We start from the raw sequence: 22,138 nt of genomic DNA on the forward strand, positions 1-22,138 counted from the left end.
CGGGCAAGCTGAACCCATGCACCGACTGTTCTCCTACGGAACTCTGCGCGATCCCGCAGTACAGCAGGGTGTGTTCGGCCGTGACGTGGTCACCGTCGACGCCGCACTGCGCGGTTTCCGGTTGGGATGGGTGACGATCACCGATCCCGGGGTGATTGCGATGAGCGGCACCGACCGCCACCGGATAGTGCGGCCCGGAGACCCGTCCGACGTCGTCGACGGTGCATACCTGGAGCTGACCGACGACGAGCTGCGCGCAGCGGACGACTACGAGGTGGACGATTACGTCCGGGTGGCAGCGGCGCTGGCATCGGGTGAGCGTGTCTGGGTGTACGTCGCGGCGACCGATGCGGCGCACGCAGCGACAACCACGGCCGACCGGGAATGACGTGGCGTCCGGTGCATCGGCGATACAGTCGCGGTATGCCGATCCCCACCGTGGTCGAGGCGGTCGTATTCGACTGCGACGGACTGCTGCTCGACACCGAGACATGTTGGTCCCGGGCCGAGGCGGCACTGTTCGCCGAATACGGTCACGAATTCGGCCCTCCGGAGAAGGACCTCCTCATAGGCCGGACGCTGGGAGCTGCCTGTGCCAATATGGCGGAGTATTTCGGGCTACCCGGCCAGGGGCCTGCGCTGCAGCGGGAGCTGATGCCCCTGGTCGAGGCAGAACTCGGTGCCGACGTCCAACCCATGCCGGGTGCGGTCGCCCTACTCGAACTCCTCGCCGGCCGCGTGCCACTGGGCATTGCCACCAACAGCACCCGGAGCCAGTTGACCGCCGCGTTGCAGGCCTCAGGTCTGGGGGCCTACTTCGACATCTCGGTCACTGCCGACGACGTGACCAACCCCAAACCCGATCCCGACCTCTATCTCCGGGCGTTCGAGCTGCTGTCGGCATCAGCGAACCGCGTTGTCGCGCTGGAGGATTCGGTCACCGGAGCGACTGCGGCCCGCGCATCCGGTGCTTTCCTCATCACCGTTCCGTCGCAAGTGGGCAAGTGTGTGGAGGCCGATCACCTGGTGCCGCGACTCGACGATCCCTCGCTCACGCGGTGGGCTTCAGCAGTGGTCGGTGTTCGATGAAGTCAGCGGAGGTGACCGGGTGAAACGCACAGTGGTCGAGTGCTCCCAGGGGGCGCGCTACGCGACGCTGTGGTGGCCGTTGGGGTCGTTCAATGCCGTCCGTCTCGGTGGCGTACGCATCCAACGGTGCCCGGTACACCACCGCTGGGAACGGACCCGACGCGTGGACCCCGCTGCGCTCAGCCTCGCCGAGCGCCGGGCCGCCGAGTCCATCCGCGACATCGGGATCATCTGACACGCGGGACGGCACTCAGCGGTCGATGAACTGCTGGAGTTGTTCCACCACGGCATGTTCGAACGCCTCCGCGGTGACGCCGGACTCGGTGAAGACCGGCCCGACCGACAGGTCGGCGAACAAAGCGATCAGCAGGTGTTCGGTTCCGACGTAGTTGTGCCCCAGCCGCAGGGCGATCTGAACGGTGTCCTCCAGCACCACCTTGGCGGCGTCGTCGTAGGGAACGAACGCCGTGGCCTCCCGGTCGTCATCCTGTCCGCCGGTCGATCCCGCCAACCGTTGTGTCATCGCGTCGACGTCCACACCCAGTTGGGCCAACGTGGTCACGCCGAGTGACCTGTTCTCCGCGAGTACACCCCGTGCCACCAAGGCCGATGTGACGTGTGATGACCCCTCGGCAATGGCCAGGTTGTGCGCGCTGATGACCGCATTGCGTGCCCGAGGGGTGAAGCGGGCGAACGGATTCGACTCGCCGCTCTCGGGTGGCTGGGGCGCCTGCCCGACAAATCGCTTCTGAGCGGCCTGCTTGCTGACACCCATGCTCTGACCGATCGCGGTCCAGGATGCGCCTGCACGACGTGCCTGGTCGACGAAGTGGCCGATCAACGCATCGGCGAGATCGCCGAGGTACTCACCCGCGGCCACTGCCTCGGACAGTTGCTGGAGTGGGTCGAAGTCGGTGTCACCGATGGCGTCGATGAGATCTCCGAGTCGGATGGTGGACGAGAACGTCTTGTCTGATGGCATGCGTCAACCGTAGGTTGACGCAGCGACGTCGTCAACCGTGGGTTGACACTCGTCTCGATCGGCCACGGTCGTTGTCGTCGATGTCTACGATCGTCAGGATGACGCGTGGTTCGGTGATCCGACAGCGGTGATGTGATGGAGGATCCCGTGGTTGGAGAGTTGCGCCCCGAGATCGCACTCGGATGGCGCCGCTCGCAGATGAGCGGTCTCGACCCGGGAATGGAGGTCAGGGAACCGCGCCTGTTCGAGGTGGACCGGCACAGTCGGTTGATCCACGCGGCGAAACCCGTGTTGACCAGCATGGTTCGGGAGCTGGACGACACCCGTTTCTCGATCCTGTTGGCCGATCACTCGGCGCGGATCGTCGATCGTCGGCTGAGCAACCGGACACTGCACCGTCACCTCGATCGGGTGAAGGCCATTCCCGGGGCCCAGTACATCGAGGAACTCAGCGGGACCAACTCCCTGTCCACCGCCTTCGAATTGCGAAAGCCCATTTCCGTAGCGGGTGACGAGCATTTTCTCGAGGCGCTGCGGGTGTTCTGTTGTTACGGGGCGCCCATCATCCACCCGATCACCCGCAGGCTGGAAGGTGTCCTCGATGTCACCGGTCCCGTCGCCGATCAGAGCAATCTGCTCGGGCCATTCCTCATGCGTGCCGTCCGGGACATCGAGCAACGCCTACACGAGGGATCCCGGCTGAGCGAACAACGGCTGTTCGCCGATTTCCAGTCCGAGTCGGCGCGCAACAAGAACGCCTTGGTCCTGTTCGGCGAGAACCTCGCCTTGAGCAACGCGGCAGCGATGGATCTCATCAGCAGCGACGACAACCCACTCTTGCAGGCGATCGCCGCCGAGGTCGACGGGAGCAGCCGCTTGACCCGATCGGTGTCGCTGACGTCCGGTCGTGACGTCGACATCCATGCGCGATTGGTCGCGGACAGCCGTGACGGTGTGATCATGGAGGTCGTCCCCCGGCAGAGACAACCCGCGAGGCGGGCGATACGTGACGTCGACACCGGCCGGCCCACCCGACGCTGCGTTCTCGTCACCGGGCCGCCCGGCAGCGGCCGGTCGACAAGGGCTCGCGAGATGGCCGGAAACAGCGCCGTCGCGGTCGATCTGGCGGATGATGACGGACATCTGCGTGAGCAACTCGTCAGCGTGTTCGCCGATTCCGCGGTTCTGATCCTCGACAACGTGCACGCCGCCGACGCCTCGACCGTCACGTACGTGCGGCACGCGTTGAGTTCGGCCCGACCTACCGTGATCATCGTGTGCGGATCGGTAGAGGAGCTCTCCGAAGAACATCAGGCACTCGCCGCGACGGCCGACGAGACCGTCGAATTGCCCCACCTTCGGGACATCGGTCACACCTTCGCCACGACCGTGCAGGCGATGGTGTCGGAAGTCGCCGCATCGAATCTCGCGGAGCCCGCTTCCCGAACCGGTTCGCAGTTGCGGATGACTCCCTCGGCGCTGGCGGTTCTCGCCGAACAGGATTGGCCGGGAAACCTCGCCGAGCTGGCGCGTGTCGTCCGTGTCGCGGCCCGTGGCCGGTCGTGTGGTGACATCACCGCGGATGATCTGCCCGAGTCACACCGACGACGACCCGCGCGTGGACTCACCCCGCTGGAGCGGGCCGAACGGGCGACGATCTCGGCCGCGATGGCGGAGCACGGCGGCAACAAGGTCGCGGTGGCCCACGCCCTGGGAATCGGGCGCAACACCCTCTACCAGCGACTCCGCTACTACCGGCTCGTCAACTGATCGTCAGGACACCTCAGCAGCCGGCTCGTACTCCCTCGGAGAGTGTTCAAAACCAGGACACTTCCGCTTCCGTCACCCGGTGGACAGTGATGGGAGTCATAGTTCAGGGCCGATGTCGCAGCATTGACGACTACATCGGTCCTCCGAGAGGAGTTGCCATGAGTACGCCCACCGATGTCAGATACGCCAACGTCATCAACGGCGAGACCCGATCATCGGCGGAGTCGGCACCCGTCTACAACCCCGCCACCGGTCAGGTGTTCGCGGAGGTACCGGTCGCAACCCGGGCCGACCTCGACGACGCCGTGACGGCCGCCGCGGCGGCATACCCAGGATGGTCGGCGACATCGGCGGCCGAACGCGCCGCGGCGGTGTCCGCCATCGGCGACCGACTGGAGGCGCACGCCGAGGAGTTCATCACCCTGCTCACCGCCGAACAGGGCAAACCGCGGTCGATGGCCGAGTGGGAGGTGTACGGAAGCGTCGCGTGGTTCCGCGAGATCGCCAAACAACAGCTGCCCGACGAGGTCGTCGAGGACACCCCTGAACGCAGGGTGATCAGCCGGTACACGCCGCTGGGTGTGGTGGGCGCCATCGTCCCGTGGAACTTCCCCATCCTGCTCGCGGTCTGGAAGATCGCCCCGGCCTTGGTGACCGGCAACACGATCATCGTCAAACCTTCACCTTTCACCCCACTGTGCGATCTGAAATTGGTCGAACTCGTGCAGGATCTGCTGCCGCCGGGTGTGCTGAGTGCGCTTTCCGGTGACGACGATCTGGGCAAGTGGATGACAGTGCACCCCGGTATCGCCAAGATCGCGTTCACCGGCAGCACGGAGACCGGACGTCACGTGATGGCCTCGGCGGCGGGCACGCTCAAACGGGTGACGCTGGAGCTCGGCGGCAACGACCCTGCGATCGTCTTGCGAGACGTGGACCCGCAGAAGGTGGCGCCGCAGATCTTCTGGGCCGCCTTCCAGAACAACGCGCAGTTCTGCAACGCCGCCAAGCGGATCTACATCCACGACGACGTCTACGACGCAGTTCGCGACGAGCTGGTCGAATACGCGAGGTCTGTGGTGGTCGGCGACGGGTCGCACCCGGACACACAGCTCGGCCCGATCCAGAACAGGCCACAGCTGGCCAAGGTGACCGAGTACTTCGACGACTGCCGAAAGAACGGGTACACCTTCGCGCTCGGTGGGGAGATCGACACCGAATCCGAAGGGTGGTTTGTGCCGGTCACCCTGGTGGACAACCCGCCCGAGGACTCCCGGTTGGTCGCCGAGGAACCGTTCGGCCCCATCCTCCCGTTGCTGAAGTGGTCCGAGGAAGACGATGTGGTCGCTCGCGCCAACGACACCGTGTGGGGTCTCGGCGCCACGGTGTGGGGAGACGACCTCGAGGCCGTCGAGCGGATCGGACGACGTATCGAGGCTGGAACCGTGTGGCTCAACGAGGTGCACCAGTACTCGCCGCACCAGGTGTTCGGTGGCCACAAACAGTCCGGCATCGGCGCCGAGAACTCGCTACACGGTTTGGCCGAGTACACCAATTATCAGACCGTCTGCCTCAACCGCGCGCCGGGAACAGTTGCCTGACAGCGCGATGACCCATTCTCGACCCACCACCAGCATTGCCGAGGTCTTGCCCTGGCGCGCGCGCATCCATCCGGACAAGCCCGCGCTGATCGTCGGAGATCGGTCGTTCTCCTACGTCGACCTCGACACTCTTTCCAACAGGGTTGCGGCCGGGATGCGTTCGTCGGGGGTGCGCCCGGGTGAGGTGGTGTCGCTCTTCGGTCAGAACAGTTGGCAGTGGATCGTGGCCTATCACGGCATCCTCAAGGCGGGTGCGGTGGTCAATCCGGTGAACGTGATGCTGACCGGATCGGAATTGCGGTACGTGTTGCAGGACTGCGGAGCACGGGCCCTGTTCATCGGCGCGACCGAGTACGAGCGGGTCGCGGGCGAGCTCGAGGGGTTGCCGCTGTTGGCCTGTGTCACGCTCGACGCGGAATTCGACACCCTGCTCGACGGTGCCGACCCGGGCTCGGTGCCGCCGGTCGACTGCCGGCCCAAGGCGCTGGGCAGCATCGGCTACACGTCGGGGACCACCGGACATCCCAAGGGGGCCATGCAGTCTCTGGAGTCGGTCCTCCTCAACTGCGCCCACACGGCCGCCATGCATGGCAAGAACGCCGACGACGTCATCCTGTCGGCGCTACCTGCGGCGCACGTCTACGGCAACGTTGCGATCAACGGCACCTTCCTGGCGGGTGGCACCGTCGTGCTGATGGAGCGGTTCGACCCGGTCGCCGCACTGCATCTCATGCAGTTGCATCGGGTCACGGTGTTCGAGGGTGTCCCGGCGATGTACTCGATGTTGCTGGCCACCGATGACCTGTCCGCGGTGGATCTCAGCGCCATCAGGGTGTCGACCGTCGGCGGCCAGACGTTCTCGCCGTTGATCATCGAGAAGTGGGAGAAACGCACGGGCGCACCATTACTCGAACTCTGGGGTATGACGGAGCTGTCCGGACTGGGCACCACGCATTCGGTGTACGGGCCGCCGTGCCCGGGGTCCATCGGCGTGTCCTTACCCGGTACGGAGATCTCGCTGGCCCCCATGGACGGCCAGAGTGGAGAGGTGTCCGCGGGTGAGCCGGGCGAGCTCATGATCCGTGGTCCGTTGGTCATGCTCGGATATTTCGGTAATCCCGCGGGGACCGCGGAGGTCCTGGGTGCAGACGGTTGGCTGCGCACCGGTGATGTGGCCTACCTCGACCAGTCCGGACATGCGTTCATCGTCGACCGCCTCAAGGACATGATCATCACCGCCGGATACAACGTGTATCCAGCCGAGATCGAACGCGTGGTCGCCACCCATCCGGATGTCGCGATGGTTGCGGTCGGGCGTCGTCCCGATCCGATCAAGGGTGAGATCGCCGTCGCCTACATCGTGCCGCGACGCGACGCACGACCGGATGTCGCCGACATCCTGCAATTCTGTTCCGAGCGGTTGGCCGCCTACAAGCGGCCAAGGGATGTGGTCCTGGTTGATCACCTTCCGACCACGTCGTCGGGAAAGTTACTGCGCCGCAAGCTCGATGAACTTGGTCCACACGCTCCAGCGCAGGTCGGCTGACGGTTATCCCACAGGGATAGACGGTCACGCCGATGTCTGTCCCGGAGGTGAGTGCGCCAGCACACAGTCGGCGGGCAGTGTGACCTACACGACATACAGCCGGCAAGCCGGCACAGGCACAAGGGAGAACCCATGACAGTAGTGGCCGAGGGATACAACGCCTTCGAAACATCCAAATCGCCGGTCGGAGAGGTGAAGTACCTCGACTCGCCCCAGGATGTCATCGAGATCGTCCAGTCCGGCCGGCTCGGCGAGTACATCCTGCTGGTCCGGGGTGGCACCACCACCTTTCTGACGCCGGCCCTGAGCATGGGCGCCATCGGAGTCATCACGATGTCCGGTGCACCCGAATCGCACCTGGGCATCCTGTCCAGAGAGTTCCAGATCCCGTGCGTGATGACCGCACACCTGACCGACAGCGACTCCCGGTACGAGGTCGGCAACACCGGCAACGCACATTTCGTCGCCATCACCGACGCACTCGAGGGCAAGAAAGTGCAACTGCACTGCGACGACGCCGACACCGGCCGCGTGAGCCTCGTCTGAACCACCGAAGGGACAACGAATGACCATCAACGCCGAAGCCGGATCCACAGCAACCTTCAAACAGCGATATGAGCCGTCGGACGACGGTCTGCGATTTCAGGAACTGACCTTCGAGGGCAACTTCGTCGGGCAAGAACCGGTCACCGACGGAATCCTCGGAGACAAGACGATGCGTTCACGCGCCAAGAGCGCCGTGCTGGAGAGGGTCTCCAAGGAGGACGTTCTGCGCGATCAGTTCACCCTCGATGAACTGAACGACCTGAACAACTACCTGGCCTGGAACATCTGGGACACCCTGGTGATGCGGGCCACCGAGGGCGTCTCGGGGATGATCCCCCGCCAGGAGTACGAGATCCTCGCCTTCATGCACGAGTTCTACCGGTGGCCGGAGTTCCTGCGGTTGGCGACCGACGCGGTCGGCCCCCAGGGCCTTCTCGACATCGGCGCCACCGCGCGCCGCGAGGTCGGCACCAAGATCAACTCCGTGCACGATTGGGCCATCGGTGCGGTCGGATTCGGCATGGGCCGATGCAGTCTGCTGGCGTTGGAGGCGATCGGTCCCGACGACTACGTCGACGAGTCCAACACCATGCTGAAGTTCATGCAGCGCATCTTGTGGGGCAAGCGCCAGGACGGCTACATCCTCAACTCGCAGGACCGGTACCGCTGCACCATCCACGACGACGACTTCCTGCAGACACTGGTCGATCAGTTGATCCCTCTCGAAGACGGCGGTCCGGATCACAGTGCGCTGACCCGGTTCAACGCCGCGGCCGAGCTGTTGGCCTTCCTGCAGCATTTCGACAACCGCCTCGGCCTCGGCGACACGGGGCCCTATGAGCTCCCCAACGGCAATCTGCTGATCCTGCGTGACCTGTTCGTCAACGAGCCGATCTACCACTGGTCCGATGTGTGTGAGGACGCCGGTCTGCCGTATTCGTACACCGTTGCGCTCGAGATCGATCCGAACGCGATGGGCTTGCAGGAGATCCGGGTGAACGACATCTCCACCACGTTCACCCGGCCGAAGAACTACATTCCCGCCATCGTGGGTGGGGCCGTGTTCGCGCGGGGCAAGCACGACAGTCCGATGAGCGAATTGCGAGCGTTGTCGATCGGTGAGTTGGCCGACGAACTGCCCAAGGTGCAGGACGCGACCCTCAAGCTGTACCGCAAGATCTCGCGGATGCCGCGTCGGGACCTGATCTGGTCGGGCCAATACGTCTATTACGTCGACATGATCCTGCCGTATCTCCGAGGCGCGGGAGTCTACGACAAATGCTGTCGAGACCTGCAACTGTGGGAGATCGACCAGCGCGTGGCGAACTACTACTACGACATCACCAAGCGCGGGTTCGCGCAGGAGACCGTCCCGCACAAGATCTTCTCCGGGCGTGGGTACCTGCCGTTCGGTGAGAACGCCGATCTACGCGCCTCCAAGTACCGGTGGCTCTGACCCCACCCGGCCCGCACTCCGCACGACTGGGTGCGCGGTACGCGACCCCGAGACGGGCCGGGTACCGCGCACACGGTACGCGAACCCAAGGAACCTCATGCCCTCCACCCTGCTGGACAAGGACCTGTACGACGCGCTGAACGCCGTCGCACTGAAGAAGATGACGACGGTCGCCGGCGTCACGACCGTCACCACACTCGAATCCGACACGGCCAGACGTGCCCTCGATGATCTCGCCGACCGGAAGTTGATAGTGCTCGTCGGCGACAACGCGTTGCCCACCGACGACAGTGCACAGGCACTATACGAGTCCGCAGCCGCCATCTACGCCCCGTTACGTGACGATCCGGCCGTGCTGACGGTCGCGGACAAGTTCGAGGACGTCAACAGCCGTTTCCTGACGGCGATGTCGGCCTGGCAACAGGTCGAGGTCGGAGGGCGCAAGATCGCCAACGATCATTCCGACGAGGAGTACGACAGCAAGATCATCACGCAGATCGATCGCCTGGTGTCGCGGCTGAGCGGCCTGTTGGAGACGTTGGGGGAGCGCGACCCTCGATTCGGTTTGTACATCACTCGCTTCCGGCAGGCGCTGGATGCCGTCGACTCGGGCGACCCGGGAGCCGTCTCAGATCCCACCCGCGACTCCGTGCACAACATCTGGTTCGAATTTCACGAGGACCTGCTCCGCACATTGGGTCGAAAGCGAAAGGAATGACCACCATGGGTGTGGCACCAGCGACTCGTGCGGACACCACGCGCGCCTTCACCGATCCCGGGGACGTGGACGTCGACGACGTCGGCGGCAAGGGTTTCGGGCTCATCGAGATGACGCGGGGCGGGTTGCGGGTACCACCGGGTTTCGTCATCTCCACCACCGAGTGTCACCGATTCCTCGACACGGGCGAGTTGGCACCGGAACTGCTCTCCCGGCTGCGCTCTCGGCTCACCGACCTCGAGGCCACCACCGGGAAATCCTTCGGCGGCGGCCCCCTGCCATTGCTGCTGTCGGTGCGCTCCGGTGCCCCGATATCGATGCCGGGGATGATGGACACGGTGCTCGACCTGGGCATCAGCAGAACCTCCGCTGTTGCGCTGGCCGAGGTGACCGGAGACAACCGCTTCATGGCCGACGTGGTCTTCCGTTTCCACGGTATGTACGCCGAGACGGTGCTCGACGCCTTCGACATCCCCGACCACGAGCGGCTCACCGACGTCCTCGCAGAGCTTGCCGACGACACGTCAGCCGAGGACGTCTTCGACGCGGTCTGGTCGTACTGCGCGGACCAGCTCGCCACCGACGGTGACGCTCGGGTGCCCACCGACCCGATGGACCAGTTGGTCGGCGCGATCGAGGCTGTGTTCCGGTCGTGGAACACCCGGCGAGCAGTCACCTATCGTGAGCTCCACGAGATCCCTCACGACATCGGTACCGCGGTGGTCATCCAGTCGATGGCTTTCGGCAACCTCGACGCCAACAGTGGCGCCGGCGTGGTTTTCACCCGTAATCCGGCGACCGGTGAACCCGGCATGTTCGGTGAGTACCTCGAGGCCAGCCAGGGCGAGGACGTGGTCGCGGGGGTACGGACTCCCGACCCGGTGCACACGATGTCGGACAAGGTCCCGCAGGCGTATGCCGAACTGGTGGAGACATGTGCGGAGATGGAGCACAAGCGCAAGGACATGCTCGACATCGAGTTCACGGTGGAGCGTGGCACGTTGTACCTGCTGCAGGTGCGCAGTGCCAAACGTACTGCGCGCGCGGCGATCCGCATCGCCGCGGACATGTACGACGAGAACATCCTCGATGCACGGGCTGCGGTGACCTCGGTGTCTCCGGAGCAGATACGCAATGTGCAGCGACCGGGTTTCGAACCAGGCGAGCTCGCCACCGCCAGAGCGGACGGGCGGGTGGTCGCCTGCGGTGTGGGTGCCTCACCCGGCCAGGTGGTCGGTGAGTTGTACCTCGACTCCGAGGCTGCGCAGTCGGCGGCACAGGACGGTCGACGGGTCATCCTGGCCCGCCCGGTGACCAGCCCGACCGACCTGCACGGGATGATCGCCGCGGACGGAATCGTCACCGCCACCGGCGGTTCGACATCCCACGCAGCAGTTGTGGCTCGCGCCCTGGGAACCACGTGCATCGTGGGATGTGCCGCACTGCAGATCGATCCGTCCATGGGGACCATGACCGTCGGCGACCGGACGTGGAAGTCCGGGGACACGGTGAGTCTCGACGGCTCGACCGGGGAGGTGATCGACGGTGCGATCGGTCTGGTCGACGGAGCCGCCGGGGACGGTGGAGATCTGGCCCGGCTGTTGGACATCGCCGCGCGCACGGCCGCCGACGAGAGGATCCTCGGCCGCGCACACACCGTCGACCAGGTGGCGGAGGTGCTCGAGCGCGGTGCTGACGGTGTGGTGTCGGCGGTCGACGACGTCCTGATCACCGTGGGGCAGATGGAGTCCGTCATCACCGATCTGGAGCAGGGGCAGGAGTTGGCGACCGCGGCCGCGACGCTGGAGACGGCCATCGCGGAGACCTTCGCTCCGCTGTTCACTGCGGCCGGCGACACCGAATTCGATGTTCGTGGGCTCGATTTCCATGCCGACGACGTCGCTGAGGTGTTCGCGGTCACCAACCTGCTCGCGATCCACCCGCAAGTGGCCATGCCGCTGGGATCGACGGAGCTGGTGACGGCGCAACTGCGTGGCCTGGCGCGCGCCGCCGAGGGCACGGCCGTCAGGGTGTGCTTCGTCAGCCCGCGCACCAGCGGTCCGTTGGAGGCGCGTGCTCTCCGAGAACTTCGTGATCGGCTTGGTGTAGCGATCTCCGTCGGCTGCTATGTGACCAACACCCAGGGCGTGTTGAGCCTATCCGACATCGCCGCCGAGGTGGACCACGTCTGGCTCGAACTGCAACGTCTGCAGGCAGCGACCTACGGGATACAGCCGAGGCATCTACTGTCCGCTGAGCCATTGGACGGGTACGTACGCGACAACCTGATCGACATCGACCCCCGCAAACAGATCAGCCCATTCGTCGAGCACCTCATCGATGATGCTCTGACGCAGTTGGAGAACCCGGCACACCTCCGTATCCGGTTGGCCGGACGCGTCTCCGAGGCCACGATCGGCGCGTTGCGGGACAAGGGCGTCCGGACCTACGCGGTGGCCTCGGATGAGATCCGGCCCGCACGAGTCCTCTCGGTGCGTCGACCATGAGAGACGAGTCGGGGCCTGACACCGCGATGGTGTCAGGCCCCGCCTCGTTGCCGGCCCGGCTCAGGACGAGAACGCGTCGCCGATGACCGCGTCGGACTCGACGTGCGGGCGCGGTATGACTCGCCACCCGTAGAGCTCGCCGACGTTCTCGGCCGCCGACCGCCCGGCGTCCACGGCCGCCTGCACCGCGCCGACGTCACCGCGCACCAGGACCGACACCTGCCCGTTGCGGAGCGTGCGACATCCGATCAGGATGACATCGGCCGCCTTCACCATGGCGTCACCCGCCTCGAGGGCACCGACGAGCCCCCGACACTCGATCATGCCCACTGCGCTGGTCATACCCATTCCTCTCTCATCGCATGGTCCTGATGATCGCTTCCGCGAGAACGGGGTCCGTCAGAAGGCCGGAAAGGGCCCCACCGTCGTCCGTCTCCGATGGTGGTGGCGTCCGCACCGCGTCGGACCTCTCGGTGCCTCGGCGGCGTCGTTCGCGACGTCGCCGGGCCGCGGCGGCCACCACCGAGTCTGTTCCGCGATCCGCAGCGTGTTGCGTTGTCGCGCAGGGGCAGTGATCATCGGGTCGACCGTAGAGATGGGCGAGGAGCTCCTGCGGCCAGATCGCCACGAATTCGGCGCCGGCGGCGAGCAGCTGTTCCTCGGTGTGCATCCCCCATGCCACCCCGACCGCGCGGATGCCCGACCGTACCGCGGCCTCGACGTCTCCCACCGTGTCGGTGATCAGCACGACCGCGCGGGGGTCTGTCTTAGCCCGGTCGGGTATCGTGTCAGCGATCGGCGGCTCGTCGTAGTACGCCCGGCACAACCGTCCGGACCCGGAGGCGGCATCGGAGAGAAATCTCGCGATCCCCACCGCCTTGTCGGGTTCCACATCCCCGCCGAACACGTGGGCGAAACAGTAGTGGAGGTCGTTCGCGCGCAGGACTCGTCGCACCACCACCGTGGTGTTGGACGAGAGCACCGCCAGCGTCGAATACGGGACCATCGCCTTCACCACGTCGATGAGGCCGGGCACCATCGCGGGGGAGTAGTACTCGTCCAGTGCGGTCATGAACTCTGAGGTCACGATGTCGGCGACGTCGGCGTTCGGGCAGGCGGCGCGAAGTGACGCGAAGAAGTTCTCGGCGAACAGTTGATAGAACTGTTCGGCGGCGTCGATCCCCAGACCGTGTCGCCTGCTGATGGGGGCGAAGACCTGCCACGACGCCTCACGCGTCTGCACGAGTGTTCCGTCGAGATCGAAGATGACCGCCGTCGGCGGCGAGCACATGATCGCGCGCCTCAACGACCGGAACCCGCTGCGCGGTGAGGCGCACCGTCGTAGATCCTGCACAGGTGCTGCGGGCCGATGAAATCCTGGATCTCACCCCAACCCTGTGCGGTCGGGTCACCGTCGTACCGCCATTCCGCCAGCACGTTGTAACCCACCGTCCCCGGCCCCGCCTGCCACGGGAACGACGTCCGCCCCAGGCCGGTCAGCCGGTGCGTCCGTCCCCGGCTGTCCGTCACCTCGAGCTCCACCGACGTGGCGAAGAATCCGTGCCGGATTGTCCGGCCGGTGGCGTGCGACAGTCCGTAGAGTCGGCCGTGGTCCAGTACGTATCCGTGCGACAGCGTCAACTCGGTGGCCGCATCGGGGCCATTGTCCGGGTCGAAGTCGAGGATGGCGTGCACGGCGAAGTCCTCGGAGAAGTGGGCGTGCAACCAGCTCATGGTGTGGCCCTGATGTTCTGACCGCAGACCCCAGCTGTGGTCCATGGTCGAGACACAGTCGACGGGGTAACGGCGTCCGCGGACATTTACCTCGCCCTCGAATTTCCCGGTCTGATCGAAATGCCCCGCGTAGGCCTCACCCCAGGCGAAGGTGTCGTCGTCGTCCGCCTGCGCCAAGGCCGCTGCCACGACGGGATCCTGTGCGGGGTCGTGGATGTCGAAGGCCTCGGCGAGAGCCGTGTACCGGAACGACAACGACACGTCGTCACCGTTGTCGAACTGCACATCCCACACCCGGTTCGGTTCGGGTGAGGTGACCGAGACACCGTTGGCGAGCCGGTAGTCGCGCAGGTTCTGTGGCTGCGGGATCGCGAGGTGGTGTTGGGCATCCCAATACTCGGCCTGCCAGGGTGCCTCGACGAACTTCGAGTTGATCGCGACGGTCGAGATCACCACGCCGACATTGGGACGGAACAGGGCGTACACGCCGACGTTCAGGAGTGCCTCGGGTACGTAGAAGCCGAAGAAGTTCGTCTCTGCCCAGGTCGGGTCGTCGCTGGTCGGCGTATGGAAATCGGCGTCGTGGTCGTTGATCATCGGTGGTCCTCGATCACTGGTACTCCTCGGTGTGGCTTGCGGGTGCTTCCTACATCTCCCTGGCCAAGCGTGCCGGTGATCGGCGACGAGCGTCACCTCCCCGATGGACAAGCCGGGCGCCCAACATTGTCCATCGGTGATAGGAGCCGGACCGGTAGCCGCTGCTTACTGTGTGCCCGGACCGGGATGACCCCGTGTCTCCCGACGAACCGACAGGAGTTCCCATGCGGATCGCGCGGGTGGTCGGCCAGGTGGTCTCGACCGCCAAACCCGACTCCATCTCGGGACGGATCATCCTGTTGGTCCGCGACATCGACCCGGGCGACCCCGCCGATTCCGAGGACGACGGCGGAAGGCCTTATGCCGCTGTCGACCTGACCGGTGCCGGTCGCGGGGAGGTGGTGCTGGTGGTCAAGGGTACGGCCGCACGTGCCGCGGCCGACGAGGCCCCACTCGACGCCGCGGCAATAGGGATCGTCGACAGTCTGGTCGTCGAGGGAAAGGTCACCTACGAGAAATGAACACCGCCGCAACCGAAACCCGGCACGACACGCAATCAACAGAGACCCCTGTCCAGGGACAGGAATCCGAGAAGAAGGGCACGACAATGGCACCTCAGAACACCTCGACCCGCGGTCTGGGCGCGTTGGGACTGATCGAGACCAGGGGGTTGGTCGCCTCGATCGAAGCGGCCGATGCCATGGTCAAAGCCGCCAACGTCCAACTCGTCGGGCACCGTGAGATCGGCGGCGGCCTCGTCACGGTCATGGTGCGCGGTGATGTGGGTGCGGTGAAGGCCGCCACCGACGCCGGCGCCGTGGCCGCGGGCAAGGCCGGCGACGTGGTGTCGGTGCACGTGATCCCGCGTCCCCACGAGGAGACCGAGACCGTGCTCACGGTGCTGACCCGCCCCAAGGGTGCCTGAGACACTCCGCTTCCGGTCCTGCGGTGCACGCCGCGATGAGGACCGCGACCAGAAAGGCAGATGGAGATGACAGCAGTCCTCGATGCTGATCTCGCGGCGTTGGCTGATGTCCGCGCGCAGGTGGCGGCGTCCAAGGCTGCCTTCGACGCGATCGACGGCGCCGACCAGGCGTTCTTGGACAACATAGTTCGTGCGATGGCCGCGGCCGGTTACGCCGCCGCCGAGGAACTCGCCCGGCTCGCGGCCGACGAGACCGGGTACGGGGTGTTCGAAGACAAGATCATCAAGAACCGATTCAACACCGGATTCGTGGCCGACTGGATGCTCGAGCGGCGTGCGGTGGGTGTGCTCTGGGCGGACGAGGTCAACAAGGTGACGGCCATCGGCGCGCCGATGGGCCTGATCGCTGCGATCATCCCGGTGACCAACCCCACGGCGACGGTGTTGTTCAAGAGTCTGGCGGCGGTCAAGGCGGGCAACGCCGTGGTACATGCCCCTCATCCGAGGGCCGCGCGGTGTTCTATCCGTGCTGCGGAGATCATGGCCGAGGCAGCGGTGCGTGCCGGCGCGCCGGAACATCTGGTGTCGTGCCTGCATGATCCGACACTGGCCGCGACCCGGGAACTCATGTCGCATCGTGATGTGCGGCTGGTACTCGCGACCGGTGGGCCCGCGATGGTGGCTGCGGCCTACTCCAGCGGCAAGCCGACCATCGCGGTGGGCGCGGGCAACGTGCCCGCCTACGTGGATCGTTCCGCGGCCGACATCACCGAGGTCGCCGCGATGCTGGTCGCCTCCAAGTCATTCGACAACGGAACCGCCTGTGTGGCAGAACAGTCGGTGGTCATCGACGCACCGGTCGCGGATCGGCTGGTCGCCGCCATGTCGCAGGCAGGCACCGCGTGGCTGACCCCCCAACAGCAGTCCGCGCTCGCGGCGACCCTGTTCGACGAGCGGGGAGGACTGCGTCCCAACGCGGTGGGGCAGTCGGCGATCGAGCTGGCCCGACTGGGCGGATTCACCGTTCCGCCGAACACCACGGTGTTGGGTGCCGAGCTGGATGCGGTGGGTCCCGAGATCCTGCTGTCCCGGGAGATCCTCGGTCCGGTGCTCACCATCTACCGGGAACCCGACGCCCAGGCCGGTAGACGGCGTGCGCGCGAGATCCTGGCGCTCGGCGGCGAGGGGCACACGGTCGCCGTGCACGCCACCGACCCGTCGGTCATAGCCTCGTTCAGCACCCTGCCTGCCGGTCGCATCATCGTCAACAGCCCGGCGTTGTTCGGTGGCATGGGTTACTCGTGCAACGTCGACCCGTCGTTCCAACTCGGTACCGGGACGTGGAGTGGGTCGATCTGCTCCGACAACGTCACCCCGCTGCACCTGGTGAACATCAAGCGGGTGGCACATCTCGCCCGACCGTGGCGCGGAGTCTATGAATGAGCCGGTCGAGGAGTTGGATTCGCGCCATGTCCCAGCCCGACGACCGGCGACCCACCCGAAGGATCTGCTCATGAGCCACCAGGCGACGTTGCGTACCTATGCGTTCATCGACCGTATGCAGCCCCAGTGCGCGGCGCACGTTGCCGCCACGAGTCCCGGCGACCCGCCGCTGGCGGGGATGGCGGAACTGTTCGTCGAGATGGCACCGGGCAACGAGGTCTTCAAAGCGGCGGACATCGCATTGAAAGCGGCAGGCGTGCGTCCGGCGCTGCAGATCATCGAGCGGGAATTCGGCTTGCTGGAGTTGCATTCCGAGCAGCAGGCCGAGGTCCTCGCCGCAGGAGACGCGCTCCTCGCCGAACTGGGCATGGCCGAGTCCGACCGCATCAAACCGAAGATCGCGTCGACCCAGTTCATCACCAACGTCCACGGATACCAGGCCCAACTGCTCAACAAATGGCGCAAGGGTTCACTTCTCATGCCCGGTGACAGCCTCTTCGTGCTCGAGGTCGCGCCGGCCGCCTACGTGGCCTTGGCGGCGAACGAGGCGGAGAAGGCCGCCGACATCAGCGTGATCGAGATCCGTGCGGTCGGTCGCTTCGGACGGCTCTTCCTCTCGGGAGGCGAGAGCGAGGTCGCCACGGCGCGCGATGCCGCAGTGGCGGCGCTCGAGCAACTCGACGGTGTGGACGAGGTCAGACGATGAAAGTGCACGGTGCCGACGAGGTCGACGCGGTGGTCGCAGGCGGCGGCTCACGGTTGGTGGTCGGTGCCCGCGACCTGGTCACGCCGTTGGCTCGGGAACGGGCTCGCGACATCGGTGTCGTCATCGTCGTGGACGGCGCCGACACCGGCCCGGCGCCCGCGGAGGTCAGCACACCGAGATCGGCGCCCACCGTGGCCGTCCGGAAACCGTTGTCACAGGAACTCTCGGCGCCCCCGCCGTTGAGCCCACCGTCACCGGCACTGTACCGCCGCGGCGCCCCGCTCCCGGACGGCGTGCGGGTCGGGCTGCCGCGGCGAAACGGAGTCGTCCGAGGTCCCGCGCAGCGCGTCGGACGGGTGACCGTCGTCGGCGCGGGCAACGTCGGCATGATCGCGGCCATGCGACTGGCCGAGTCGGACCTCATCGACGAGGTGGTGTTGGTGGACATCGCCGGCCAACGTGCCGCGGGGATCGCCCTGGACATCTCCCACGCATCCCCGCTCCTGGGGTTCTCCACCAGAGTGCGCGGGGTGACGACCGTGGCCGAGGCCGGTCGTTCGGAATACGTGGTGATCACCGCCGGACGGGCGCGCACACCGGGTATGAGTCGCTCCGACCTCGTCGACACCAACGCCGCGATCGTGGGTGCCCTGACCGCCGACGCGGTGGCCGTGTCACCGGACGCGGTGTTGTTGGTGGTGACCAACCCGCTCGACGAGATGACCCAACACGCCTGGCAGGTGTCGGGATTGCCGACCGAACGGGTCATCGGGATGGCCGGGGTGCTGGACTCGTCCCGTTTCCGTGCACTCACCGCGCTTGCGGCCGACACGTCACCCCGGCAGGTCTCCGCGTTCGCGCTCGGGAGCCACGGCGACGAGATGGTGTTGCCGCTGTCGCAGGTGACCGTCGACGGTGGGCCGATCACCGAGTCGTTGCCGGCATCGGAGGTGGACGGTTTGGTCGACCGGACCCGCAACTCCGGTGCCGAGGTGGTGGGTCTGTTGGAGTCGGGTAGTGCGTTCTTCGCCCCAGGGTTGTCGGCGGCGCGGATGGTCTCGGCGATGATCCGAGAGACAGGCGAGGTGCTCGCCGCCACGGTTGCTCCCCGCGGCGAGTACGGGATTCGTTCCGGTTACGTCGGTCTGCCGGTGCGGCTCGGTCGAGGTGGGCTCGCCGAGATCGTCGAATTGCCACTGACCGATGTCGAGCTCCGAGATCTGCGTACCGCCGCCGAGCGCATCGCCGAGCGGGTGGGGGCGCTCGAGGCGGTCGGTGCACGGTGAGGGCGGTCGTGTACTCCGATCCCGGTGCGGTGTCGGTCACCGCGGTGACCGACGCCGCCGTGGTCGACCCGACGGACGCGGTGGTCGAGGTGGCGCGGGCGGGGATCTGCGGAACAGACCTGCACCTCGTCGCCGACGGGCACGGACTGCTCCCCGGGAACGTCATGGGACACGAGTTCGTCGGGGTGGTGGTGGATGTCGGGTCCGCGGTACGTGACGTGCACAGAGGTGATCGGATCGCGGGCACGGATTTCACCGCGTGCGGTTCGTGCTGGTGGTGCCGCGGCGGCAATCAGTGGGAGTGCGAGCAGCGGGCGTTCTTCGGCAGCGGTACCACATTCGGCGCCCGCCTCGACGGCGCGCAGGCCGAGTACGTCCGGGTCCCGTTCGCCGATGTCGCATTGCAGCGGCTGCCGGAGGAGCTCGACTGGGAGTCGGCGCTCTTCCTCGGAGACATCCTCGCCACCGGATACGGCGCCGTGCGACGCGCGCACTTCCGCCCCGGCGCGACGGTCGCGGTGGTCGGTGGTGGCCCGGTCGGACAGATGACCAGCCAAGCGGCGCAGGCGTGTTCAGCGGGTCCGGTGGTCGTCGTCGAGCCGGTGTCGGAGCGTCGGGAGCTGGCCGCGGACTGCGGAGCGGTCACCGCAACCCCGGAGACCGCCGTCGAGGTGCTCGCGGAGCTGACGGATGGTCGCGGGGCGGACGTGGTGATTGAGGCGGTGGGAGGCAGTCGCGGTCTGGAGACCGCGATGTCACTGGTCCGTCGCCGCGGGACCGTGGTCTCGGTGGGTGTGCACTCGGATCCCGCGTGGTCGCTTCCCGTCGCCCGCGCCTTCGCCGACGAGGTGACGCTCTCGTTCGCCATCGGCAACGCGATCCGCGATCGCGACGAGATCGTGTCGCTGCTGGCGGCCGGAGTCATCGACCCCACGGTCGTGATAGACAACCGGGTCGGGATCGAGGAGGCGCCGGAGGGTTACAGCGCCATGGCGGCCCGGCGCAGCGTGAAGACGGTCGTGGTGTTCGATTGACGGCACATCATCGACCACCGCCCGATCGGTCCGCCTGTTCGGACACCTCCAACAACCGCAGGGCCAGATCGGCGCGCATCCGGTCGGAATGCTGAGAGAGGTCCAGCCCGGTCAACTTGCGGATGCGGTCGAGTCGGTAGGCAAGCGTCTTGTGGTGGATGTAGAGGATGTCCGCGGCATCCTTCTGCGAGCAGTTCGCATCGAAGTAGGCGCGGAGCGTCTTCATCAACGACCCGTCGCTGGCCTCGTCGTAATGTTGGAGTGGTCCGGTGATCTCGCGGACGAACGACTGGAAGTCCGCGTCCTCGTGGCCGAGCAACAGGCGCACGATGCCGAGGTCGTCGTACAACGACACCGATCCGAGTCGGCGTGCGGCAGCAAGTGCGGTACGCGCCTCGGAGAACGCCTCCGGGTACTCACCGGGATGCTCGCGGGCGGTGGACAGCCCCCAGGCCATCGAGATCTCCGGGTATTCCGCGCCCAGTCGAACATTGAGGTTGCGCAGGAAGTCTCGCGATCGGTCGCGGTCCCTGACGGGGATCAGTGCGACCAGCCAGTTCCCCCTGACGCTGGCCAGGGTCGGTTGCACGGGGGTGGTGATCGCACGCACGGATTCCAGTATCGACCGGCGGGTCCGATCGGAGGTCGACAGGCTCCACTCCTCATGCTGTGCGACACTCTCGAGATTCTCCAGCGATCCGTAGAGCACCCGGTGCCAGCCCCGCAACCAGACCCCCATCTGTTGCGCGCGGCCGCGCGCACCGGATCGTTGTTCGGGTGACCCGTCCATGAGATCCCACAACACCTGATCAAGGGCCTCGGCGCGGGCGAGGCTGGCCGCCCGCTGCTGCAGATGGAACAGGGCGCACGCCAGAGCGGCCTGCGCACAGGCGACCTGGGTGCGTCCGGAGGTGATGCCCGCACCGAGGGCGCAGACCGCACCGAACTGGTCGTCGCCGAGCTCGATGGGGTGGATCCAGACGGGTTCGCCACCGGGCGTGTGGACCATCCCGGTGTCGCGACTCAACGACTCGCGCTGTGCGGCATAAGCGGCCTCGATGTCGACGTGTGCGGCGTCCCGCGGATACACCGCGTCGACGGCACCGTCGGCGGTCACGATCGCGACGGTGCATCCCGATTGTTCGGCCAGGGTCCGGGTCACGCGCGCGAACACCGCTCCGTTCTCCAGCACGATGTCGATCAGCGACTTCTGCAGTCGCGCGGTCTCGTCGAGTAAGGCGACCTGTGCCCGCAGGGTGGCCTGGGTGGCCTCGAGATCGTGCAACGCCGACCGTTGTGAGTCGTAGAGGCGTGCGTTGTCGATCGCGATCGTGGCGAGGTCGGCCAAGGACTCCAGACGCCGCACGTCGCGTTCGGTGAAGCTGGAGTACCGGCGACGCCACACCTCCAGAACGCCCACGAGATCGTCGCCCAGCAACAACGGGACCGCCAGCGCCGACCGTGTCTCCTCCTGTTCGGCCAAGGACATGAAGTCGTTGCTGATCCGCAGATCCTGGAGGTAACTGTCGATCCGCGCCGCCGAGCGGTTCTGGAACACCATGCCGGCGACACCCTGGCCACGTACCATGCGTAAACGGGAGGTCTCCACCAATCGGTGACCCACACACGATTTCATCCGCAGTTCGTCCCCCTCGCGGAGGAACACGCCGCAGATGTCGGACTCACTCATCCGGAGGGTCTCGGTGGTGATGGTCAACAACACCTGGTCGAGATCGCTCACGCTCAACACCTGCTTGGCCAGATCGCCGACCACCCGCGATTCGACCCGGTAGTCCTCCACCTCGACCCGAGCGGCGTGCAGAGCCCGGATCAACCCGAGCCAGACGCACATGCGGGTCAGCAGTGCGAGGTCCACCGGACCGCGGTGAACGGTCGACGGCGACGACGGCGGGGGATCAGTAGGCAGGACGATCGCGTAATCACCCGCGCAGACACCACGTCTGACCAGGATCCCGCTACCGCACTCCAGTGCGGTCAGGGCCGACTGGTCCGGTTCGTATCCCGAATACCTGCGAACCGGGGTCCAGGTGAGATCGTCGCGTCGGACGATCACCGTCCCGTCGTCTCCGAACACACCGGTCGCCGCCGACTCGGCCTGGTGCGGGTCCTCGGGGACGGTCGCGAGCAGGCGCTCGAGCCGTGACCGGATGTCGTTGTCGGGCATCATCGTCCGCGAT

The 22,138-nt window shown here is 66.2% G+C and carries 21 protein-coding genes; 16 read left to right on the plus strand and 5 right to left on the minus strand.

Annotated elements, in window-relative coordinates; genetic code table 11:
* The first annotated feature begins 16 nt into the window (after window positions 1-16).
* The 3 genes from BW971_RS03460 to BW971_RS03470 are packed head-to-tail and all read left to right on the plus strand — an operon-like array spanning window position 17 to window position 1,324.
* On the plus strand, window positions 17-388 hold the full coding sequence (locus tag BW971_RS03460) for a gamma-glutamylcyclotransferase family protein (RefSeq protein WP_076476638.1): 372 nt from the start codon (window positions 17-19) through the stop codon (window positions 386-388).
* A gap of 35 nt (window positions 389-423) precedes the next feature.
* Window positions 424-1,089: an HAD family hydrolase gene (locus BW971_RS03465; protein WP_076476639.1), complete on the plus strand. Its 666-nt coding sequence runs from the start codon at window positions 424-426 to the stop codon at window positions 1,087-1,089.
* 19 nt (window positions 1,090-1,108) lie between these two features.
* A complete protein-coding gene (locus BW971_RS03470) occupies window positions 1,109-1,324 on the plus strand; it encodes a hypothetical protein (protein WP_076477319.1) in 216 nt (71 codons plus the stop codon).
* Between the two features lie 15 nt (window positions 1,325-1,339).
* Here BW971_RS03470 and BW971_RS03475 read toward each other — a convergent pair whose 3' ends face one another.
* Complete coding sequence (locus BW971_RS03475) at window positions 1,340-2,071, minus strand: Clp protease N-terminal domain-containing protein (protein WP_076476641.1); 732 nt, start codon at window positions 2,069-2,071, stop codon at window positions 1,340-1,342.
* A 135-nt stretch (window positions 2,072-2,206) separates the two neighbouring features.
* On the opposite strand from BW971_RS03475, the gene BW971_RS03480 reads away from it, so the two are divergent.
* The 7 genes from BW971_RS03480 (at window position 2,207) to BW971_RS03510 (ending at window position 12,215) form a co-directional block, all read left to right on the plus strand.
* Window positions 2,207-3,841, plus strand: a complete 1,635-nt coding sequence (locus tag BW971_RS03480) for a sigma-54-dependent Fis family transcriptional regulator (RefSeq protein WP_076476642.1) — start codon at window positions 2,207-2,209, stop codon at window positions 3,839-3,841.
* A 158-nt stretch (window positions 3,842-3,999) separates the two neighbouring features.
* On the plus strand, window positions 4,000-5,442 hold the full coding sequence (locus BW971_RS03485) for an aldehyde dehydrogenase family protein (protein WP_076476644.1): 1,443 nt from the start codon (window positions 4,000-4,002) through the stop codon (window positions 5,440-5,442).
* Window positions 5,443-5,449: 7 nt separating this feature from the next.
* Complete coding sequence (locus BW971_RS03490; protein ID WP_076476646.1) at window positions 5,450-6,988, plus strand: class I adenylate-forming enzyme family protein; 1,539 nt, start codon at window positions 5,450-5,452, stop codon at window positions 6,986-6,988.
* A 132-nt stretch (window positions 6,989-7,120) separates the two neighbouring features.
* Window positions 7,121-7,534: a PEP-utilizing enzyme gene (locus BW971_RS03495; protein ID WP_076476648.1), complete on the plus strand. Its 414-nt coding sequence runs from the start codon at window positions 7,121-7,123 to the stop codon at window positions 7,532-7,534.
* 19 nt (window positions 7,535-7,553) lie between these two features.
* Window positions 7,554-8,990: a hypothetical protein gene (locus BW971_RS03500; RefSeq protein ID WP_076476650.1), complete on the plus strand. Its 1,437-nt coding sequence runs from the start codon at window positions 7,554-7,556 to the stop codon at window positions 8,988-8,990.
* 97 nt (window positions 8,991-9,087) lie between these two features.
* Entirely contained in the window at window positions 9,088-9,708 is a 621-nt protein-coding gene (locus BW971_RS03505; RefSeq protein WP_076476652.1) for a hypothetical protein, read from the plus strand.
* 5 nt (window positions 9,709-9,713) lie between these two features.
* Entirely contained in the window at window positions 9,714-12,215 is a 2,502-nt protein-coding gene (locus tag BW971_RS03510) for a pyruvate, phosphate dikinase (RefSeq protein ID WP_083709294.1), read from the plus strand.
* 60 nt (window positions 12,216-12,275) lie between these two features.
* Here BW971_RS03510 and BW971_RS03515 read toward each other — a convergent pair whose 3' ends face one another.
* Genes BW971_RS03515 through BW971_RS03525 form a run of 3 tightly spaced genes read right to left on the minus strand, consistent with a single transcriptional unit; the run spans window position 12,276 to window position 14,546 of the window.
* On the minus strand, window positions 12,276-12,557 hold the full coding sequence (locus BW971_RS03515; protein ID WP_143690188.1) for a BMC domain-containing protein: 282 nt from the start codon (window positions 12,555-12,557) through the stop codon (window positions 12,276-12,278).
* A gap of 13 nt (window positions 12,558-12,570) precedes the next feature.
* Complete coding sequence (locus BW971_RS03520; RefSeq protein WP_076476655.1) at window positions 12,571-13,506, minus strand: HAD family hydrolase; 936 nt, start codon at window positions 13,504-13,506, stop codon at window positions 12,571-12,573.
* Window positions 13,507-13,517: 11 nt separating this feature from the next.
* Window positions 13,518-14,546, minus strand: a complete 1,029-nt coding sequence (locus BW971_RS03525) for a DUF7064 domain-containing protein (RefSeq protein ID WP_076476656.1) — start codon at window positions 14,544-14,546, stop codon at window positions 13,518-13,520.
* 224 nt (window positions 14,547-14,770) lie between these two features.
* Here BW971_RS03525 and BW971_RS03530 point away from each other — a divergent pair, with 224 nt between their 5' ends.
* The 6 genes from BW971_RS03530 to BW971_RS03555 all read left to right on the plus strand — a co-directional run bounded on the left by BW971_RS03530 (window position 14,771) and on the right by BW971_RS03555 (window position 19,940).
* On the plus strand, window positions 14,771-15,067 hold the full coding sequence (locus BW971_RS03530) for a EutN/CcmL family microcompartment protein (RefSeq protein ID WP_076476658.1): 297 nt from the start codon (window positions 14,771-14,773) through the stop codon (window positions 15,065-15,067).
* A gap of 86 nt (window positions 15,068-15,153) precedes the next feature.
* Entirely contained in the window at window positions 15,154-15,471 is a 318-nt protein-coding gene (locus BW971_RS03535) for a BMC domain-containing protein (protein WP_076477323.1), read from the plus strand.
* Between the two features lie 66 nt (window positions 15,472-15,537).
* The gene (locus BW971_RS03540; RefSeq protein ID WP_076477325.1) at window positions 15,538-16,914 is read left to right on the plus strand and encodes an aldehyde dehydrogenase family protein; all 1,377 of its coding nucleotides are present in this window, start codon (window positions 15,538-15,540) and stop codon (window positions 16,912-16,914) included.
* Window positions 16,915-16,984: 70 nt separating this feature from the next.
* Window positions 16,985-17,620, plus strand: a complete 636-nt coding sequence (locus BW971_RS03545; protein ID WP_076476660.1) for a hypothetical protein — start codon at window positions 16,985-16,987, stop codon at window positions 17,618-17,620.
* Window positions 17,617-18,906 (plus strand): malate dehydrogenase, encoded by a 1,290-nt coding sequence (locus BW971_RS03550; RefSeq protein ID WP_076476662.1) that lies wholly within the window; start codon window positions 17,617-17,619, stop codon window positions 18,904-18,906. The genes BW971_RS03545 and BW971_RS03550 overlap by 4 nt, the downstream gene beginning before the upstream one ends.
* Window positions 18,903-19,940: an alcohol dehydrogenase catalytic domain-containing protein gene (locus tag BW971_RS03555; protein ID WP_076476664.1), complete on the plus strand. Its 1,038-nt coding sequence runs from the start codon at window positions 18,903-18,905 to the stop codon at window positions 19,938-19,940. The genes BW971_RS03550 and BW971_RS03555 overlap by 4 nt, the downstream gene beginning before the upstream one ends.
* A 7-nt stretch (window positions 19,941-19,947) precedes the next feature.
* Here BW971_RS03555 and BW971_RS03560 read toward each other — a convergent pair whose 3' ends face one another.
* Entirely contained in the window at window positions 19,948-22,128 is a 2,181-nt protein-coding gene (locus BW971_RS03560) for a helix-turn-helix domain-containing protein (protein WP_076476666.1), read from the minus strand.
* Between the last annotated feature and the right edge of the window lie 10 nt (window positions 22,129-22,138).

The organism is Williamsia sterculiae, assembly GCF_900156495.1.
Taxonomy (GTDB): domain Bacteria; phylum Actinomycetota; class Actinomycetes; order Mycobacteriales; family Mycobacteriaceae; genus Williamsia_B; species Williamsia_B sterculiae.

What these genes read in the sequence shown, in the direction of transcription:
- BW971_RS03530 (WP_076476658.1), top strand. Translation starts at nt 14,771, where the DNA reads ATGCGGATCGCGCGGGTGGTCGGCCAGGTGGTCTCGACCGCCAAACCC.
- BW971_RS03540 (WP_076477325.1), top strand. Translation starts at nt 15,538, where the DNA reads ATGACAGCAGTCCTCGATGCTGATCTCGCGGCGTTGGCTGATGTCCGC.
- BW971_RS03520 (WP_076476655.1), bottom strand. Translation starts at nt 13,506, where the DNA reads ATGTGCTCGCCGCCGACGGCGGTCATCTTCGATCTCGACGGAACACTC.
- BW971_RS03490 (WP_076476646.1), top strand. Translation starts at nt 5,450, where the DNA reads ATGACCCATTCTCGACCCACCACCAGCATTGCCGAGGTCTTGCCCTGG.
- BW971_RS03525 (WP_076476656.1), bottom strand. Translation starts at nt 14,546, where the DNA reads ATGATCAACGACCACGACGCCGATTTCCATACGCCGACCAGCGACGAC.
- BW971_RS03485 (WP_076476644.1), top strand. Translation starts at nt 4,000, where the DNA reads ATGAGTACGCCCACCGATGTCAGATACGCCAACGTCATCAACGGCGAG.
- BW971_RS03560 (WP_076476666.1), bottom strand. Translation starts at nt 22,128, where the DNA reads ATGATGCCCGACAACGACATCCGGTCACGGCTCGAGCGCCTGCTCGCG.
- BW971_RS03510 (WP_083709294.1), top strand. Translation starts at nt 9,714, where the DNA reads ATGGGTGTGGCACCAGCGACTCGTGCGGACACCACGCGCGCCTTCACC.
- BW971_RS03475 (WP_076476641.1), bottom strand. Translation starts at nt 2,071, where the DNA reads ATGCCATCAGACAAGACGTTCTCGTCCACCATCCGACTCGGAGATCTC.
- BW971_RS03465 (WP_076476639.1), top strand. Translation starts at nt 424, where the DNA reads ATGCCGATCCCCACCGTGGTCGAGGCGGTCGTATTCGACTGCGACGGA.
- BW971_RS03495 (WP_076476648.1), top strand. Translation starts at nt 7,121, where the DNA reads ATGACAGTAGTGGCCGAGGGATACAACGCCTTCGAAACATCCAAATCG.
- BW971_RS03500 (WP_076476650.1), top strand. Translation starts at nt 7,554, where the DNA reads ATGACCATCAACGCCGAAGCCGGATCCACAGCAACCTTCAAACAGCGA.
- BW971_RS03545 (WP_076476660.1), top strand. Translation starts at nt 16,985, where the DNA reads ATGAGCCACCAGGCGACGTTGCGTACCTATGCGTTCATCGACCGTATG.
- BW971_RS03535 (WP_076477323.1), top strand. Translation starts at nt 15,154, where the DNA reads ATGGCACCTCAGAACACCTCGACCCGCGGTCTGGGCGCGTTGGGACTG.
- BW971_RS03505 (WP_076476652.1), top strand. Translation starts at nt 9,088, where the DNA reads ATGCCCTCCACCCTGCTGGACAAGGACCTGTACGACGCGCTGAACGCC.
- BW971_RS03515 (WP_143690188.1), bottom strand. Translation starts at nt 12,557, where the DNA reads ATGACCAGCGCAGTGGGCATGATCGAGTGTCGGGGGCTCGTCGGTGCC.
- BW971_RS03460 (WP_076476638.1), top strand. Translation starts at nt 17, where the DNA reads ATGCACCGACTGTTCTCCTACGGAACTCTGCGCGATCCCGCAGTACAG.
- BW971_RS03480 (WP_076476642.1), top strand. Translation starts at nt 2,207, where the DNA reads ATGGAGGATCCCGTGGTTGGAGAGTTGCGCCCCGAGATCGCACTCGGA.
- BW971_RS03550 (WP_076476662.1), top strand. Translation starts at nt 17,617, where the DNA reads ATGAAAGTGCACGGTGCCGACGAGGTCGACGCGGTGGTCGCAGGCGGC.